The following is a 15,089-nucleotide window of genomic DNA, read 5'->3' as shown; positions in this document are numbered from 1 at the left end:
GATCCCTCGAAGATGACGAGGTGGATAGGTCCGGGGTGGAAGCGTGGCGACACGTGCAGCTGACGGATACTAATCGATCGAGGACTTAACCTCAAGCATGAAAAGGCTTCGGAAGAAATCACGCGTTCAATGTCTGTTCTATCCGGTTTTGAGCGAACAAGCTCAAGGTCCAGTGATGATGGCGAAGAGGTCACACCCGTTCCCATCCCGAACACGGAAGTTAAGCTCTTCAGCGCCGATGGTAGTCGGGGGCTTCCCCCTGCAAGAGTAGGACATCGCTGGGCACAAGGCCGTCTCCAACCGGAGACGGTTTTTTTGTGTTTGTCTTATTCAATCAGGCTGCCGTCTTCGTTTGAATTGTCATCGATCTTGTCTTTCAGGCACAATAGAAGCAATGAAGAGAGGTGTTCACCTTGAAGATACTGGTCGTGGATGATGACAATAAAATCCGTTCCCTCGTGAAGATTCAGCTCGAGGGGGCCGGATATGAAGTGATCCAGGCATCAGAGGCCATGGAGGCACTTGCTCTCCTGGAAGAAGAAAACCCGGCCCTGGCCATTGTGGATGTCATGATGCCGGGGATGGATGGTTTTGCACTGACCGAAGAACTCAAGTCGTTCAGGGACATGCCGGTCCTGCTCCTGACGGCCAAAGGGGCGCTGGAAGATAAGGAACGGGGGTTCCGGGCGGGTTCCGATGATTATGTCGTCAAGCCGTTTGAACCGAAAGAGCTCTTGTTCCGCGTGGCCGCCATCCTGAGGCGGTATGGGAAGGAGGCGGGCTCGGTCATTTCGGTCGGGCCGCTTCAGATTGACAAAGGAAGCTATGAGGTCCATTGCGGGAAGCGAACGCTCCTGTTGCCGCTCAAAGAGTTTGAGCTTCTTGTGATTCTTGCCTCCCGTCCGAATGTCGTGTTTGAGCGTGAACTGCTGCTGGCACGCGTGTGGGGGCTGGAATATGAAGGGGATGACCGGACGTTGTCCGTCCATATCAAGAGGATCCGGGACAGGCTGGAGACACTGACGGATCAAGTGCGGATCGTGACGGTCCGCGGTGTCGGGTACAAGCTGGAGGAGATCAGTTGAAGTCACTGTACGGAAAATTCGTCTTCTCTTCCTTCCTTGTCCTTGTGGCCGGAATTCTGCTGTCCTATCTTGTGGTGAACACAATCTACCACCGGGACATGAAGGTGGACAATGATGAAAAGCACGTTCACATTGCCGAAGAAATGGTCTCCTTCATTGAGTCGACGGATGGACTCGACCTGGAACGGTATCTCCGGACACAGGCGGAAGCGGGATATATCTTATATGTATCCGATCAGGAAGACCGCGGTTCATTCTATGGAGGACCATTCAAGGAAAACTCACTGCCGGAAGGGACGGTCCGGTCGGTACTGGACGGACACGTTTATCATGGCATGCGCGACCTGCCGGCGGAGACGTTTTGGGCCGGGTACTTTGCCAACGACGTCGCCAACACGGTCGGCGTCCCATTCACTTACCATGACCGTCCTTATGCGCTGTTTATCCGTCCGGACATCGGACTTTTATTTAACGAATTGCATTGGTTGACGGCCATCATGTTCATCTTGATTGCAGCCATCGGCTTCATCGCTGTCCTCTATACCGCGAAGAAGCTGATCCGGCCGCTGACCGAGCTCACTGAAGCGACCAACCAGGTGGCCCAGGAGCGTTTCTCTTTCTTTCCGGATATCCGGAGGAATGATGAGATCGGACAGCTTTCAGACAGCTTCAGGAGGATGGTCCGGAAGCTTGAAGAGAACGACCGTGCCAGAAAGGCGTTCATCAGTGATGTATCGCATGATCTTCAGTCGCCGTTGCTGAACATCAAGGGCTATGCGGAGCTGCTCGGGAATCCGGAACTGCCGGAGGGGCAGAGGAGGGAGTATTCGGAGATTGTCCGTGACGAGGCGGTCAGGCTGTCGGATCTGGCCCGTCAGCTGCTCCTCCTGACATCGATTGACCAGATTACCGATCTGGCGGAATTCGAACCGCTCGACATCGCGGCCCAGCTTCGGGAAGTGATCCGGAAATACCGGTGGGCGTTCGAGGCAAAAGAGATTTACGTTTCGCTGGAACTTGATGAGGCGGTATATCCGGGAGACCGGGAGCTTCTGGAGAAAGTATGGGAAAACCTGTTGTCCAATGCGGTCAAATATACGCCGGACGGCGGGGAGGTCTCTGTGAGGCTCCGCACGGCTGCTGAGGCGCTCACCGTAACGGTGGAGGACAACGGGCCGGGTGTCGGGCCGGAAGACGCTCAACGGGTATTCGACAGGTTTTATAGGACTGATGAAGCCCGGACACGGGAAGGCGGTACAGGACTCGGCCTGTCGATCGTCAAGGAAGTGGTCATGCTGCACGGAGGGTCCGTAAAGGTGGATCAGGGCCAATCCGGCGGCGCCCGCTTCACCGTCTCGCTTCCCTGTCGCCATAACCAACCTGCAAAACGATGAAAGCCGGTGCGCGGTGCACCGGCTTTTTTGTGCTTTCCGGCAGGCAGGCCATGCTGTGGCCGTTTTGTCACGCAGAGTTCATCTTCCGTTCAACTTGGCCCTTTACGATAAGGTTAAACAACCAAACGGAGGGATCCTCATGCAAGATAAATGGAGTTTGCGCTTGATGCGCACAGCAGCTCTTTTCGGCCTTCTCGGCACAATCCTCGGGTCGCATATGGCCGGTTCCGGTTCGTATGCATTCCGCCCGGTACACGCTCATATTCTGCTTGTCGGGTGGCTGTCAATGTTCGCCTGGGGTGTTTTCTACAAATTGTATGCCGTTCGGTCCGCAAGGCTCGTTGCGATTCAGGGCTGGACCGGGATCATCGGGGCCATCGGTCTGACTGCCGGCATGTGGCTGCAGTTCCTTCAACCATTCAATGTGAATGAAACGTTCTCTCTGATTTTCTACATCGTCGGAGGCACCATCCTGCTTGTCAGCTTCGCCCTCTTTGCCATCGTCACGTTCATGACAGAGAAGAAGGCATCCCGAGGATGACAGGGAAACGCCGTTATGTCATCACACTGCTGATCTGGATCGTTGCAGCAGCCATTCTGTCCCTTGCCGCCCCCGGTTCCAAAGAGTTCGTGAAGCCAAATCAGAACTCAGGCATGCCTTCGGATGAACCTTCGATCGTGGCTGCCGGAAAAGTGAAAGAGTACTTCCCGGAAGGCGGCGGACTGCCGGCCATGGGCGTCATCCATGACGAAAAGGGGCTGTCAGACGAAGAAATCTCCAAGTTTGCCGAAGCCGTCGGCGCCATCGAAAATGTCCCGGAATTCAAAGACTTGAACGTATTGCCTGCGGAAGCGCTGATCGGGCAGAAAGATGCCTTCCTGTCCGAAGACGGCACGACATTCTTCGTCCCGGTCACGCTTCCTGAAAAAATGGAAGGCCACGATCTCGTGGTCTTGATGGACGACCTGAAAGAGAAGGTGAAATCAGGAGCGCCTGAAGGGCTGGAGATCAACTGGACGGGACCCGCCGGGATCGCGGCCGACGCAACCGAGTTGTTCTCCCGTGCCGACGTCGTGCTGCTTTTGTCCACGGTCGGCCTGATCCTCCTGCTGCTTCTCGTCATCTACCGTTCGCCGCTGCTCGCGTTCATTCCGCTCATCGGTGCCGGCATCGTATATGCCGTCGTCGACCGGCTGATCGGGATCGGGGCGAATGCAGGACTTTTCGCCACGGAAAGTCAGGCGCTCTCGATCATGATGATCCTGCTGTTTGCGGTGATCACCGACTACTCGCTCCTAATTTTCTCCCGCTTCCGCGAGGAACTGAAAGTGTATGAACATCCGGCTGAAGCAATGAAAGAAGCCATGAGGCATGTGAAAGAGCCGATCTTCTTCAGCGGAAGCACGATCTTCCTATCGGTGCTCACCTTGTTCGCTGCACTCTATGAACCTTATCGCAACTTTGCACCGGTATTCGCAATTGCGGTCCTCGTCATGCTGACTGCAGGTCTGACACTCCTGCCTTCTCTGTTCACAATCGCCGGAAGAAAGGCATTCTGGCCATCCATTCCCAACAAGGAAGAAAAGGCGAAGGCGGGCAGGCGGACAATCTGGTCCCGCATCGCGCAGGCTGTGGCGAAACGGCCTGCGGTCTTCCTGACAGTCGTCATGGCACTGCTCGTCCTGTCCGCCCTGAACGTGATGAACTACCGCGAATCATTCGACCTGGTGAAGTCGTTTCCGGATGATTTGTCGTCACGGCAGGGGTACGAGCAGCTCGCCGCCGGGTTTGGCGAAGGCGAGCTCGCACCCGGCACGGTCCTGGTCAGGTCAGACAATGACATCGACCCGGAGGCTGCGGTTCGCCTGTCCGGCCTGATCGGGGAGCTTCCGGGCATCGAACGGGCCGGCTTTCAGGGACAACCGGTGTCCGAAGACGGCCATGCCGCCCGCATCACCGTCACATTCAAAGGCAACCCATACGATCAGACAGCCCTTCAAGCGGCCAAGGAGCTCCGGGACAAAGGCGGTTCGCTCGCAGGGGAAGCAGGAATCCGGGCAACCGAATTTCATCTTGCAGGTGAGAGTGCACTCAATGCAGACTTGAAGGAGATCAATGACCGCGACACGGTCGTTGTCATGATATCGGTCGCCCTGCTGATTGCGATCATGCTCGGAGTTCAGACCCGTTCCATCATTGCGCCCGTCTACCTGATCGGAACCCTGATCCTGTCCTATGCAGCAACGCTCGGCCTGTCGGTGTTCCTGTTCGATAAACTGATCGGGCAGGATGCCCTCAGTTACCGGATTCCCCTCTATACATTCGTCTTCCTGGTGGCGCTCGGCGTAGACTATTCGATCATGCTGATTGCCCGCATCCGGGAGGAAAAGCGCAACCATGATCTGCATGATGCGGTCCGGTTCGGAATCGAGCGTACAGGCGGCGTCATCAGTTCCGCAGGCCTCATCCTGGCAGCCACTTTCCTCGTGCTGGCCACGATGCCGGTCAATGAATTGAAGCTGTTCGGCATGATGATGGCGCTCGGCATCATGATTGACACGTTCATCGTCCGTCCGCTGCTCATCCCGGCGATCATCCTGCTGCTCGGAAAGAAAAGCGGGATATGAGAAGGAAATTTAAAAAGGATGCCCGTAAATGCGGGCATCCTTTTTCACATTATTCGACGGTGATCTCTTTTGTCGGCATCGTGTGCTGCTGGCGTGCAGTGACATGTGAGGTCACTTTGTAGGTGCCGGGTTCGAACGCGTGGTTGATGGAGTAGGACTCTTCACCGTCAAACTCCGCTTCGATCATTTCACTTTCTCCTTTTTCATCTTTAATCTCAAATTCCACTTCATCCGCGTCATCGACCACTTGATCGTTCATCGTCACTTTCGCCCGGACAAGAACGTCTTCACCGGCGGCAGCCGTTTCAGGGAGCTCGAGCTGAACTTCCAGCGGATGGACGCCTTCCGTGGTGCCGCTTTGTGCATCCTTCGGCGAATCACCGTCTCCACAGGCTGCGAGTACACCGGCCAAAACGATTGAAAGGAAAATCAACGACCACTTTTTCATCAGTTTCCACTCTCCTTATCTGCAAATCATCCTGTTAACATCAAAACACACAATCAGCCTGACAGATGTGACGGTCTCTGGGCGATCCCGACATTTTTGTGAATGCCCATCACGCAGGCCTTCTCCGATGTTCCGCCCAGGCCGGGAGCAGCATCCCGGTCAGGACCACGATGATCCCGGCCAGCTGCAGAGCATGGAAAGGCTCGTGCAAAAGGAGGACCGAGACGGTGACGGCGACCGGGAGCTCTGTGGCACTCAGAATCGATGCCAGGCCCGACCCGACCTTCGGGATGGCAACGGAGAAAAGGGTGACCGGAACGATGATGCCGAATGTCCCGAGCAGGAGTCCATATTTCCAGAGACCCTCAGAAATTTGGCCGTTCCAAAGGATTTCAGGGGACTGGAAAACACAAACGACCAGCATGGCCGTGAGGGAAGTGATGAGCAGACGGGTTGTCGTGTCCATCCCGGGCACCGCTTTGCGGTTTGCAAACACAAACAGCGCAAACGACAGTGCCGCCCCGAGCCCCCATGCCCACCCTTGCCATGGTATTCCGGACAGGTCCGTTCCGATCAGTCCCGCAGCCAAGATGGTTCCGACGAACAGCAGGAGCAGCGAATACAGCTCCACCTTCTTCGGGAGACGTCTGGAGGCGATGCAGTCGATCAGCATGCCGATCCACGTGAACTGGAACAGCAGGACCACGGCAAGAGAAGCGGGCAGGTAGATGAGCGAGCGTCCATAGATGATACCGGTCAAACCGGTGAAGATGCCGGCGGGGATCAGACTCGTCCATCCGGTGAATGAGCGTCTCTTTCTCCAGGTCACGGCAAATAAAAGTATGGCAAGAAGAAAGCCGGTCATGTACTGGGCGGTCACCGCCTCCGAAGCGCTGAACCCGGCGTTCATTGCAAGCTTGATATTGGTCGACAAGATTCCGTAGCAGGCGGATGCAAATGCGACCATTGCGAGATAAATCCATTTGGGCATGTCATGCTCCTCCGTTCCAAGGGATAGTATAGCATGTCACGCCAGGATCGGCGGTTGCTGCAAAAAGAGGAAACCAAACGTCTTCCCGTAACGTAAAAGAACCATAAAGGAAAACGGAGGGACAACATGCAGATCGAAGAAATGTTTGCACAGGTGCCTTGGGGGCTGATCTGGCCGATTCTTCTCATCGAACTCATCCTGAAAATCGTGGCGTTCGTGGACCTGTCGAAAAGAAGGGCAACGAACGGCCCGGTCATTCTCTGGGTATTCATCATCCTGTTGATCAATACAATCGGACCCATTTTGTATTTCACCGTCGGGAGGCGAAATGAATGACCGTGCTTGAAGTCAGCAATCTGACAAAGCGGTTTGACGGGGTGGCGGCAGTGGAGGATATATCCTTCTCGCTCACCGAACACACGGCGACTGCGCTCATCGGGCCGAACGGTTCAGGAAAAACGACGACGATGTCGATGCTTGCCGGCCTGCTCAGGCCTACCTCGGGGAAGGTCCGCTTCGAAGGGACGGGCGGCGATCCGAGGGCGACGATCGGCTTTCTCCCTCAGTATCCGAGCTTTTTCCCTTGGATGACGGCCATCGAATATTTGGAGATGGCCGCCGGGCTGAGCGGCATGCCGCAACGGGATCTGCGGGCGGAATGCGAGAAGACATTGGGATTCGTCGGGCTCGCAAGCTCGGTCCGAAAGCGGATCGGAGGATTTTCCGGAGGCATGAAACAACGCCTCGGACTGGCGCAGGCCATTATTCACGGCCCTTCGCTCTTGCTTTTGGATGAACCGGTTTCCGCGCTGGATCCCGCGGGACGCCGGGAAGTGATGGATATGCTCAAAGAACTCGGGGAAACGACGACCATCCTGTACTCGACCCATATTTTGAACGATGCGGAAGAGATGACCGACCAGCTGCTGTTCCTCCGTAAAGGAAAACTGATCGAACACGGGGCACTCGAAGATGTCCGCCGGAAGTACGGCGGGAACGGCTTCCGGATCCGTTTCACAGATGAGGGGTCTGCCCTCCGGTTTGCAGAAGGATGCCCATGGACAGCGCAACGTGAGGATTCGGACGTCCGTATTCCGGCGGAAGCGGCTTCCATGGAGGCCATTCTTCAGTTTGCAGCCGGCCACGCGGGGGGAATCCGATCAATCGGGAAAGACACGGTCCGGCTTGAAGAAATCTTCCTGAAAGTGGTGGGGCAACCATGAGGCAGTTTTGGATTTTCGCGAGGAAAGAGTGGAAGGAGCAGCTGAGGGGATTCAAAATCATTTGGGTGCCGCTCGTTTTCATCTTCTTCGGGGCGCTTGAACCGCTGACTTATCACTTCATGCCCCAAATTCTGGACAGCGTCGGAAACTTGCCGGAAGGGGCGGAGTTCCAACTGCCAGACATGACCGGCACCGATGTCATCATGTCTCTGACAGGGCAATATCAGATGATCGGGACACTTGTCCTGGTCCTTGCGTTCATGGCGACGATGTCGGGAGAGCGGAAAAGCGGAACCGGCACGCTGCTCTATGTGCGGCCCATTTCCTATGCGTCCTATTTTTCCTCTAAGTGGTTCACCGCGGCCATCCTCGGCATCGTCTCGGTCTGGCTTGGTTACGGCATGTCGATGACTTACATCGTCCAGTTGTATGATGTTTATCCCGGAGCGGGGGAACTGATCAAGTTCCTGCTGTCCTACGGCGTGTGGGTCTTGTTTGTCATCACGCTTGCGGTGGCGGCCAGTGCCGTGCTTCCGACAGGCGGAGCGGCGGGTGCGGCGCTCGGGGTGCTGTTCATCGGACAGATCGTGGATGGCATGATCGGGGAATACTGGACCTGGACACCGTGGAGGCTGCCGGAATACAGCCTGCTTTACCTCAATGCGGGACCTGAATCCGGTGAATTTTGGGGTGCGCTTGCCGTGACGGTGCTTCTGATCGTTCTGCTGGCTGTTATCGGCACGGCGATGGCAGGACGGAACTCCTCCAGAGCGAAAGTGTGAAGACGGCACAGGCGGTGCAACAGCAGCTTTCTATGGCAGGGACTTAGCATGATCCCGTCATTTCCCGGGAAATAACGAGTCTGTCCGACAAGGTTCGCAGTGATTCCGATCGGGTATAGGCAGAAGAAATGATTCCGGCAAGAGCCAAAGCCCCAAAAAGGAGTGCCTGTATGTTCAAGCGGACGTTATATTGTTCTAATTGCAACCGGGAAATCCGAGACGGTGAAGAGATTTTTGCAAAGATGAAAGCGCCAAAACATATAATCATGGTGGAAATCAAAGCATATCTTAAAAAAGAGAGTGAGATTTTCTGTACAGATTGCATCAGTAAAATGATTTGATCGTTCCCGCGGTTTGTAGGTCATAAATGCAAAAAAAAGAGGGCAGCATAGGCTGCCCGGACTGCAGACAAAAAGAGGATTTCCCTCCAGGTCTGCAGTTTTTTGTTGTCTGACGAACAATTTCTCCGTTTATTTCTCTTCCTCGTTGTCCATCTCTTCCTGGTTGTTCATGTACTCGGCAGCGGGAAACTTCTGCTCGGTAGAGGAGTCATGCTTTGTCATGCGCGGACGCTCCTCTTCAAGCTGTTCCTGTTTCCGGTCCTCAATCGGGATGGCATCCACCGTCTGCATGTCTTCATGCATGTCATAGATGCTCTCTCCTTTTTGTCCTTTCATGTTTTCCGGATCGTCCTTTTTATCGGGGTTTACATTCAACTCGTTGTCCATGCCCCACTGCTCTTCCACTTTCTTCTTATCTCGTTCAACCATTTTATGGCACCTCTTTTCTTTGTTTGGCAGGGAAAGGCGTCTCCCAAGGGCGCTTTCCGCAAGTTTCTACCTTTAATATTGCCGTGTCGGAGGGAGTTCAAACCCCTGGTCAAGGCTGGTTTAAATCGCTCTATGTAATATTTGTAATAGTTTCATTGAACGCAATCCGGGTACATAAAAAAGTAGTTGCATCGCACTCACGAAAACAAAATTGGAGGGACAAAAATGGACAACAAAAAGTACATCGGCACATTCAGCACAGAAGCAGAAGTTCTCAGCCGGATCGACGAACTGAAGGCCCAGGGCTATAAAGAAGATGACCTTTATGTTGTGACAAACAATGCGGACAAGGTATCCATGCTCAGGGGCCGCACGGATGTGGAACTGCAGGGAGTCCATGAAAATCAGGGCTGGCTCGACAAGTTCATGAACTTCCTCGGCGGTGAAGAGCCGGTAAACAAAGCATTCACAGATATGGGCTTCACGGATGAGGAAGCGGCCAGATATTATGATGATGCGAGAAACGGCGGCATCCTGCTGTTTGCAGACCGTGATTACGGCAAGAGCTTCATGGACAACACCGCCGTCGGAACGGACAGGGTTGCCGGAGATGTCGATCACTATGATTCTGCGGCAGTGAACCAGGACGGGATGACCGTTGACGCACCTCCGCTCGGCGAAGGGCGCGGCGAATCGGTCGGCACCGGTCAGTATAAAGAAAGCGACGCGGCGACATTCCGGGACAACAATTATATGACCGGAACGGACCGGAACGACAATCTGAACAGCGATCTCCTCCACAATCACGACAACCTGTCGGACGAACAGCGCCTCCGGCTGCACGAAGAGAAGCTGAACGTTGATAAAGAACGCGTCCAATCCGGTGAAGTGGACATCGATAAGCACGTCGTCACGGATGAGCAGACGGTCGAAGTTCCGGTCAGCCGTGAAGAAGTGACGATCGAGCGACGTCCGGTCAATGACGAAATGGCGGACGGTGAAGTATTTGATGACGGCGAAAGCATCCATATTCCGGTCACCGAGGAACGTGTGGAAGTGACGAAGCGTCCGGTTGTCAGCGAAGAGATCGTGGTTAAGAAAGAAGAGGTTCAGGACACAGAAACGGTCAGCGAAACGGTCAGACGCGAAGAAGTGGACATCAGCGGAACAGATGATGAAGCGGGCTATGACAGCCGGCTCGGCCGTGCAGGAGGGGAAGCGGACCACCTGCATGATGCTGCCGCCGATTTCGATGACACGGAAGACCTGGAACTCCGCAATCGGGATCTCAATAACCGCGACCTCGACAACCGTGACCGGCTGTAACCAATCGATTATGCAATGACGCAGACCCATTTCCAAAGAGGAGGAATCGTAATGAGTGCACATGATAACGGAATGTCCGACAAGATGAAAAGCGCAGTAAACAAAGTCAAGGGTGAAGCAAAGGACCAGTGGGGCAACGCCACAGGCGATACTTCCAAGCAGGCAGAAGGGAAATTTGACAAGGCCAAAGGGGAAGTCCAAGAGCGGGTAGGCGATTTCAAGGACCACACGTCCGACAAGTAACTCCACTGGGAGCCAACTTGAACCATTGACCGGGGGAAGTGAATCTTCCCCCGGTCTTTTATTTGAAAAAAGGGTCTGAAGACCTATGAAAAATACGAAAAATGTTACGAAAAACAGTAGATAGAATTTTCTGAAAGCTATATAATAGAATTAAAAACGAAAGGGTGGAGAAGGTGATGAAACTAAAAAAGGGAAGGTTTGCAAAGTGGGAAGGAAGGGAATATGAACTGGCGTCCTACCAGCGGATGTATTATCTGGCCACGGAAGACCCCGATGCACAAAAAAATGGGTTCCGGCCACAGGGAGGGAAATCCGGAAAGTACATCCGGGAGGTGTCCCTGAAGGAATTGGAAAACGCATATGAGATTGTTCCATATGCAATTTATGAAAGCCACCGGTTCTTCCTTGAAGGCTTGACACCGGAGGGAAAGGCCGTCCTCATCACGAATGATCCGTTCGTCCAGAAAAAACTGCCCCTCAAACCGTATGGGCGACACGAATTCATTATGGAAATCCCGTGTGAGAACGTCCATATTGCAGAAGACCGGGTGCCGATTCTCGGATTCGGTGAGGAAGGAAGGTGAGCATGTGCCAAAAAATACTGATAAAAAAGTATGTTATCATTGTAACGAGGGTTCGCTTAAGGTGAACCCTTTTTGGATACGCGGATTAAAAGAGACATGAGAGAAGGCGGGGAAATTACATGCTTGTTTTTGAAAACGTTTCAAAAGTCTATCCGGGCGGTAAGCGCGCCGTCGATCATCTGGATCTGGAAATCGGAGAAGGAGAATTCATCTGTTTCATCGGACCGAGCGGATGCGGCAAGACGACGACGATGAAGATGATCAACCGGCTCGTCAAACCGACGGACGGCAAGATTTTATTGAACGGAAAGAACATCCTTGAACAAAATGTGGTGGAGCTGAGGCGGTCGATCGGCTACGTCATCCAGCAGATCGGCCTGTTCCCGCACATGACGATCCGGGACAACATTGCCCTCGTGCCGAGGCTGAAAGGCGTGCCGGCGGAAGAGCGAAACAAGCGGGCGGAGGAACTGCTCGAACTCGTCAACATGCCGAAAGAGTTTCTCGACAGATTTCCGCACGAGCTCAGCGGCGGTCAGCAACAGCGGATCGGCGTGCTGCGGGCACTTGCTTCAAATCCGCCCCTTATCCTGATGGACGAGCCGTTCGGGGCGCTTGACCCGATCACGCGCGATTCCCTCCAGGCGGAGTTCAAAAACCTCCAGCAGTCGCTCGGCAAGACCATCATCTTTGTCACGCACGACATGGATGAAGCGATCAAGCTTGCTGACCGGATCGTCATCATGAGGGCCGGACAAATCGTACAGGTCGGCTCGCCGGACGAAATCCTCCGGAACCCTGCGGACGACTTCGTGCGTGACTTCATCGGGAAGGACCGGCTGGCCGAAGCACAGCAGCACTTCCAGACGGTCGGCCAGATCATGAATCCGGATCCGGTATCGATCGGCCTCGGGGCCACGCTGTCCGAGGCGGTCCGGACCATGCGCAGACGCCGGGTCGACTCGCTGCTCGTCACGGATGACGCCGGAATCCTCCGGGGCAAGGTGACGATCGAGCAAATCGACCGCAACCGGGATCTGGATGCGGCCGTTGCCGACCTCATGGAGCGGGATATCCAAACGGTGCGGGCCGACACGCTACTCCGAGATGCGACGCGAAACATTCTCGTCCGCGGATCGAAATACGTGCCGGTCGTCGACGCGCGCAAGCGCCTGATCGGCATCATCACCCGGACGAACCTGGTGGATGTCCTGTATGACTCCATCTGGGGAGAAGAAGACGACGAAGAACAGGATGCAGTTGTCAATGAGGCGGCAGCCGCTCCTCAAACCGGGGAGGGGTCCTGATGGATGCCATCCGGTCATTTTTCTCCGAGTACGGAGGCCTGCTGCTGGAAAAGACGTGGGAGCACCTGTACATATCATTTGCAGCCCTGTTGCTCGGCGTGCTCGTGGCCGTGCCGCTCGGCATCCTGCTCGTCCGGATACCGAAGGTTGCGGGCTTCATCATGAGCATCGTCTCGATTGTCCAGACGTTCCCGAGTTTGGCGATTCTGGCGTTCTTCATCCCGCTGCTCGGCATCGGGAAAGTTCCGGCGATCGCCGCCCTGTTCCTGTATTCAATGCTGCCCATCCTGAGGAATACATATATCGGCGTGAAAAATGTGAACCGGAACCTGCTCGAGGCGGCGAGGGGAATGGGCATGACTTCGTTCCAGCGGACGGTCCGCGTCGAACTTCCGCTGGCCGTGCCGGTCATCATGGCGGGGATCCGGATGTCGGCCGTCTACCTGATCGGCTGGGCCACCCTCGCTTCCTTCATCGGCGGCGGCGGGCTCGGCGATTTCATCTTCGACGGGCTCAACCTCTTCCGGACGGATTTGGTGATCGGCGGTGCACTGCCGGTCACGCTTCTCGCCATCCTGCTCGACTGGGTGCTCGGACGCGTGGAATATCACGCCACTCCGAAGGGGATCCGGGGTCAGGGAGGTGCCGCATGATGAACCATTCCAGACAAACCCGCAATCGCCTGCTGCGCCCTCTATTATTCCTCATGATCGCCTCGGTTCTGCTTCTTCCGGGCTGCTCGCTTCCGGGACTCGGCGGGGGATCGGACGACACGATCAAGATCTCCACGCTGACCCACACGGAAACACAGGTGCTCGGCCATATGCTCCGTCATCTCATCGAGCATGAGACCGACCTGAAAGTCGAAATGATCGAGAACCTCGGTACGTCCATCATCCAGCACCAGGCCCTCACGAGCGGCCAGGTCGACATTACGGCCGCCCGCTATACCGGCACGGACATGGCATCGATCCTCGATACCGAGCCGATGAAGGATCCGGATGAGGCGATGGCGTTCGTGCAGAAGGAATTCGATGAACGCTTCGACCAGATCTGGTACGATTCGTACGGATTCCAGAACACGTACGCGTTCACCGTCACCGACGACCTGGCAAAGGAAAAAGGGCTAGAGACGGTTTCCGATCTCGGCAAGGTCGCGGACGAGCTGACGCTCGGCGTCGACAACAACTGGCTCAACCGCCAGGGGGACGGATATCCGGGCTTCGTCGAAACGTACGGATTCGAATTCGGGGAGGCGCTCCCGATGTCCATCGGGCTCGTCTACCAGGCGGTCAAGAGCGGAAAAATGGATGTCGTCCTCGCCTACAGCACGGACGGCCGCCTGAAGGCATTCAATCTCAAGACGCTGCAAGACGACAAGAGCTTCTTCCCGCCTTATGAGACGTCACCCGTGACGAGAAAAGACGTCATCAAAAAGCATCCGGAGCTCGACGGGCTGCTGAAGCGGCTCGCCGGCAAGATTGATGCGGATACGATGACGCGGCTGAACTATGAGGCGGACGTCAACAAGCGGGAACCGTCCATTGTGGCAAAAGAATTCTTGGAAGAACACAACTATTTCAGGGAGGAGTGAGCTGATGAACATGTTGCAGGAACTTTTGACGTATTATCAACAGAACGGTTCGTATGTCATGGAACAGTTTGTCCGCCATTTCCTCATGTCGGCATACGGTGTCCTGTTCGCCGCCATCGTCGGCATCCCGGTCGGCATCCTCATCGCGCGCTATGGACGGCTGAGCGGCTGGGTGCTGACGGCGGCGAACCTGATCCAGACCATTCCGGCGCTCGCGATGCTCGCGGTGCTCATGCTCGTGATGGGTCTCGGGGCCAACACCGTCGTCATGGGCCTGTTCCTTTATTCGCTGCTTCCGATCATCCGGAACACGTACACCGGCCTGAAGAGCGTTGATCTGCCGATCCTGGAAGCGGGCCGCGCCATGGGGATGACGAGGGCCCAGCGGCTGTTCATGGTGGAACTGCCGCTTTCGCTGTCCGTGATCATGGCCGGGTTGCGCACGGCGCTCATCATCGCCATCGGTGTCGCCACGATCGGTGCATTTATCGGGGGAGGGGGCCTTGGATCGATCATCATCCGGGGCACGAACATCACCGACGGGGGAGCGATCATTCTCGCCGGTGCCATTCCGACCGCATTGATGGCCGTTATTGCGGACATCCTGCTCGGCTGGGTTGAACGGGCCCTTTCCCCTGCGAACAAAAAGCGGGGCATCCCCGCAGCGGGCGAAACGACCGAAATTATCTGATCCCGTGAATGAACGGACTGATC

Annotated in this window: 17 protein-coding genes and 2 rRNA genes; 16 read left to right on the top strand and 3 right to left on the bottom strand. The window is 55.4% G+C overall.

What is annotated here, in order from left to right; all coding sequences use genetic code 11:
* From B0B07_RS06125 to B0B07_RS06100, 6 genes are all read left to right on the top strand, one after another.
* A 23S ribosomal RNA gene (locus B0B07_RS06125) occupies window positions 1-93 on the top strand; the annotation flags it as partial.
* Window positions 94-168: 75 nt separating this feature from the next.
* Window positions 169-284, top strand: a 5S ribosomal RNA gene (gene rrf / locus B0B07_RS06120).
* Window positions 285-413: 129 nt separating this feature from the next.
* Complete coding sequence (locus B0B07_RS06115) at window positions 414-1,085, top strand: response regulator transcription factor (protein ID WP_076757429.1); 672 nt, start codon at window positions 414-416, stop codon at window positions 1,083-1,085.
* On the top strand, window positions 1,082-2,479 hold the full coding sequence (locus tag B0B07_RS06110) for a sensor histidine kinase (RefSeq protein WP_076757428.1): 1,398 nt from the start codon (window positions 1,082-1,084) through the stop codon (window positions 2,477-2,479). The genes B0B07_RS06115 and B0B07_RS06110 overlap by 4 nt, the downstream gene beginning before the upstream one ends.
* 139 nt (window positions 2,480-2,618) lie before the next feature.
* The gene (locus tag B0B07_RS06105; protein ID WP_076757427.1) at window positions 2,619-3,020 is read left to right on the top strand and encodes a hypothetical protein; all 402 of its coding nucleotides are present in this window, start codon (window positions 2,619-2,621) and stop codon (window positions 3,018-3,020) included.
* Window positions 3,017-5,107 carry an MMPL family transporter gene (locus tag B0B07_RS06100; RefSeq protein ID WP_076757426.1) on the top strand — a complete coding sequence of 697 codons (2,091 nt, stop codon included), beginning with the start codon at window positions 3,017-3,019 and terminating at the stop codon, window positions 5,105-5,107. Before B0B07_RS06105 ends, B0B07_RS06100 begins: the two co-directional genes overlap by 4 nt.
* 49 nt (window positions 5,108-5,156) lie before the next feature.
* Here the strand turns inward: B0B07_RS06100 and B0B07_RS06095 are convergent, their stop codons facing one another.
* Together B0B07_RS06095 and B0B07_RS06090 are read right to left on the bottom strand one after the other, a co-directional pair.
* Entirely contained in the window at window positions 5,157-5,555 is a 399-nt protein-coding gene (locus B0B07_RS06095; RefSeq protein ID WP_076757425.1) for a FixH family protein, read from the bottom strand.
* 109 nt (window positions 5,556-5,664) lie between these two features.
* Entirely contained in the window at window positions 5,665-6,546 is an 882-nt protein-coding gene (locus B0B07_RS06090; protein WP_076757424.1) for an EamA family transporter, read from the bottom strand.
* A gap of 126 nt (window positions 6,547-6,672) precedes the next feature.
* Between B0B07_RS06090 and B0B07_RS06085 the strand changes: the two genes are divergently transcribed.
* The 3 genes from B0B07_RS06085 to B0B07_RS06075 are packed head-to-tail and all read left to right on the top strand — an operon-like array spanning window position 6,673 to window position 8,551.
* On the top strand, window positions 6,673-6,882 hold the full coding sequence (locus B0B07_RS06085; RefSeq protein ID WP_327078169.1) for a PLD nuclease N-terminal domain-containing protein: 210 nt from the start codon (window positions 6,673-6,675) through the stop codon (window positions 6,880-6,882).
* A complete protein-coding gene (locus B0B07_RS06080; RefSeq protein WP_076757423.1) occupies window positions 6,879-7,769 on the top strand; it encodes an ABC transporter ATP-binding protein in 891 nt (296 codons plus the stop codon). The genes B0B07_RS06085 and B0B07_RS06080 overlap by 4 nt, the downstream gene beginning before the upstream one ends.
* Window positions 7,766-8,551 (top strand): ABC transporter permease, encoded by a 786-nt coding sequence (locus tag B0B07_RS06075; protein ID WP_076757422.1) that lies wholly within the window; start codon window positions 7,766-7,768, stop codon window positions 8,549-8,551. The genes B0B07_RS06080 and B0B07_RS06075 overlap by 4 nt, the downstream gene beginning before the upstream one ends.
* A gap of 470 nt (window positions 8,552-9,021) precedes the next feature.
* Here B0B07_RS06075 and B0B07_RS06070 read toward each other — a convergent pair whose 3' ends face one another.
* On the bottom strand, window positions 9,022-9,321 hold the full coding sequence (locus B0B07_RS06070) for a hypothetical protein (RefSeq protein WP_234982254.1): 300 nt from the start codon (window positions 9,319-9,321) through the stop codon (window positions 9,022-9,024).
* 225 nt (window positions 9,322-9,546) lie between these two features.
* On the opposite strand from B0B07_RS06070, the gene B0B07_RS06065 reads away from it, so the two are divergent.
* The 7 genes from B0B07_RS06065 to B0B07_RS06035 all read left to right on the top strand — a co-directional run bounded on the left by B0B07_RS06065 (window position 9,547) and on the right by B0B07_RS06035 (window position 15,066).
* A complete protein-coding gene (locus B0B07_RS06065) occupies window positions 9,547-10,647 on the top strand; it encodes a YsnF/AvaK domain-containing protein (protein ID WP_076757421.1) in 1,101 nt (366 codons plus the stop codon).
* Between the two features lie 51 nt (window positions 10,648-10,698).
* Window positions 10,699-10,890 (top strand): CsbD family protein, encoded by a 192-nt coding sequence (locus tag B0B07_RS06060; RefSeq protein WP_076757420.1) that lies wholly within the window; start codon window positions 10,699-10,701, stop codon window positions 10,888-10,890.
* 176 nt (window positions 10,891-11,066) lie between these two features.
* Window positions 11,067-11,474 carry a hypothetical protein gene (locus B0B07_RS06055; RefSeq protein WP_076757419.1) on the top strand — a complete coding sequence of 136 codons (408 nt, stop codon included), beginning with the start codon at window positions 11,067-11,069 and terminating at the stop codon, window positions 11,472-11,474.
* A gap of 119 nt (window positions 11,475-11,593) precedes the next feature.
* The gene (locus B0B07_RS06050; protein ID WP_076757418.1) at window positions 11,594-12,781 is read left to right on the top strand and encodes a betaine/proline/choline family ABC transporter ATP-binding protein; all 1,188 of its coding nucleotides are present in this window, start codon (window positions 11,594-11,596) and stop codon (window positions 12,779-12,781) included.
* Window positions 12,781-13,434, top strand: a complete 654-nt coding sequence (locus tag B0B07_RS06045) for an ABC transporter permease (protein ID WP_076757417.1) — start codon at window positions 12,781-12,783, stop codon at window positions 13,432-13,434. The genes B0B07_RS06050 and B0B07_RS06045 overlap by 1 nt, the downstream gene beginning before the upstream one ends.
* Window positions 13,434-14,375: an osmoprotectant ABC transporter substrate-binding protein gene (locus tag B0B07_RS06040; protein ID WP_076757416.1), complete on the top strand. Its 942-nt coding sequence runs from the start codon at window positions 13,434-13,436 to the stop codon at window positions 14,373-14,375. The genes B0B07_RS06045 and B0B07_RS06040 overlap by 1 nt, the downstream gene beginning before the upstream one ends.
* Before the next feature lie 4 nt (window positions 14,376-14,379).
* Entirely contained in the window at window positions 14,380-15,066 is a 687-nt protein-coding gene (locus B0B07_RS06035; RefSeq protein ID WP_076757415.1) for an ABC transporter permease, read from the top strand.
* Window positions 15,067-15,089 lie beyond the last annotated feature (23 nt).

The organism is Edaphobacillus lindanitolerans (genome assembly GCF_900156305.1).
In the GTDB taxonomy this organism is placed as follows: Bacteria; Bacillota; Bacilli; order Bacillales_A; family Planococcaceae; genus Bhargavaea; species Bhargavaea lindanitolerans.
The sequence above is the reverse complement of the archived record's forward strand: the minus strand, read 5'-3'. Positions and strand labels throughout refer to the sequence as shown.

Coding starts and splice junctions, on each gene's coding strand:
- B0B07_RS06105 (WP_076757427.1), top strand. CDS start 2,619: ATGCAAGATAAATGGAGTTTGCGCTTGATGCGCACAGCAGCTCTTTTC.
- B0B07_RS06100 (WP_076757426.1), top strand. CDS start 3,017: ATGACAGGGAAACGCCGTTATGTCATCACACTGCTGATCTGGATCGTT.
- B0B07_RS06095 (WP_076757425.1), bottom strand. CDS start 5,555: ATGAAAAAGTGGTCGTTGATTTTCCTTTCAATCGTTTTGGCCGGTGTA.
- B0B07_RS06090 (WP_076757424.1), bottom strand. CDS start 6,546: ATGCCCAAATGGATTTATCTCGCAATGGTCGCATTTGCATCCGCCTGC.
- B0B07_RS06085 (WP_327078169.1), top strand. CDS start 6,673: ATGCAGATCGAAGAAATGTTTGCACAGGTGCCTTGGGGGCTGATCTGG.
- B0B07_RS06080 (WP_076757423.1), top strand. CDS start 6,879: ATGACCGTGCTTGAAGTCAGCAATCTGACAAAGCGGTTTGACGGGGTG.
- B0B07_RS06075 (WP_076757422.1), top strand. CDS start 7,766: ATGAGGCAGTTTTGGATTTTCGCGAGGAAAGAGTGGAAGGAGCAGCTG.
- B0B07_RS06070 (WP_234982254.1), bottom strand. CDS start 9,321: ATGGTTGAACGAGATAAGAAGAAAGTGGAAGAGCAGTGGGGCATGGAC.
- B0B07_RS06065 (WP_076757421.1), top strand. CDS start 9,547: ATGGACAACAAAAAGTACATCGGCACATTCAGCACAGAAGCAGAAGTT.
- B0B07_RS06060 (WP_076757420.1), top strand. CDS start 10,699: ATGAGTGCACATGATAACGGAATGTCCGACAAGATGAAAAGCGCAGTA.
- B0B07_RS06055 (WP_076757419.1), top strand. CDS start 11,067: ATGAAACTAAAAAAGGGAAGGTTTGCAAAGTGGGAAGGAAGGGAATAT.
- B0B07_RS06050 (WP_076757418.1), top strand. CDS start 11,594: ATGCTTGTTTTTGAAAACGTTTCAAAAGTCTATCCGGGCGGTAAGCGC.
- B0B07_RS06045 (WP_076757417.1), top strand. CDS start 12,781: ATGGATGCCATCCGGTCATTTTTCTCCGAGTACGGAGGCCTGCTGCTG.
- B0B07_RS06040 (WP_076757416.1), top strand. CDS start 13,434: ATGAACCATTCCAGACAAACCCGCAATCGCCTGCTGCGCCCTCTATTA.
- B0B07_RS06035 (WP_076757415.1), top strand. CDS start 14,380: ATGAACATGTTGCAGGAACTTTTGACGTATTATCAACAGAACGGTTCG.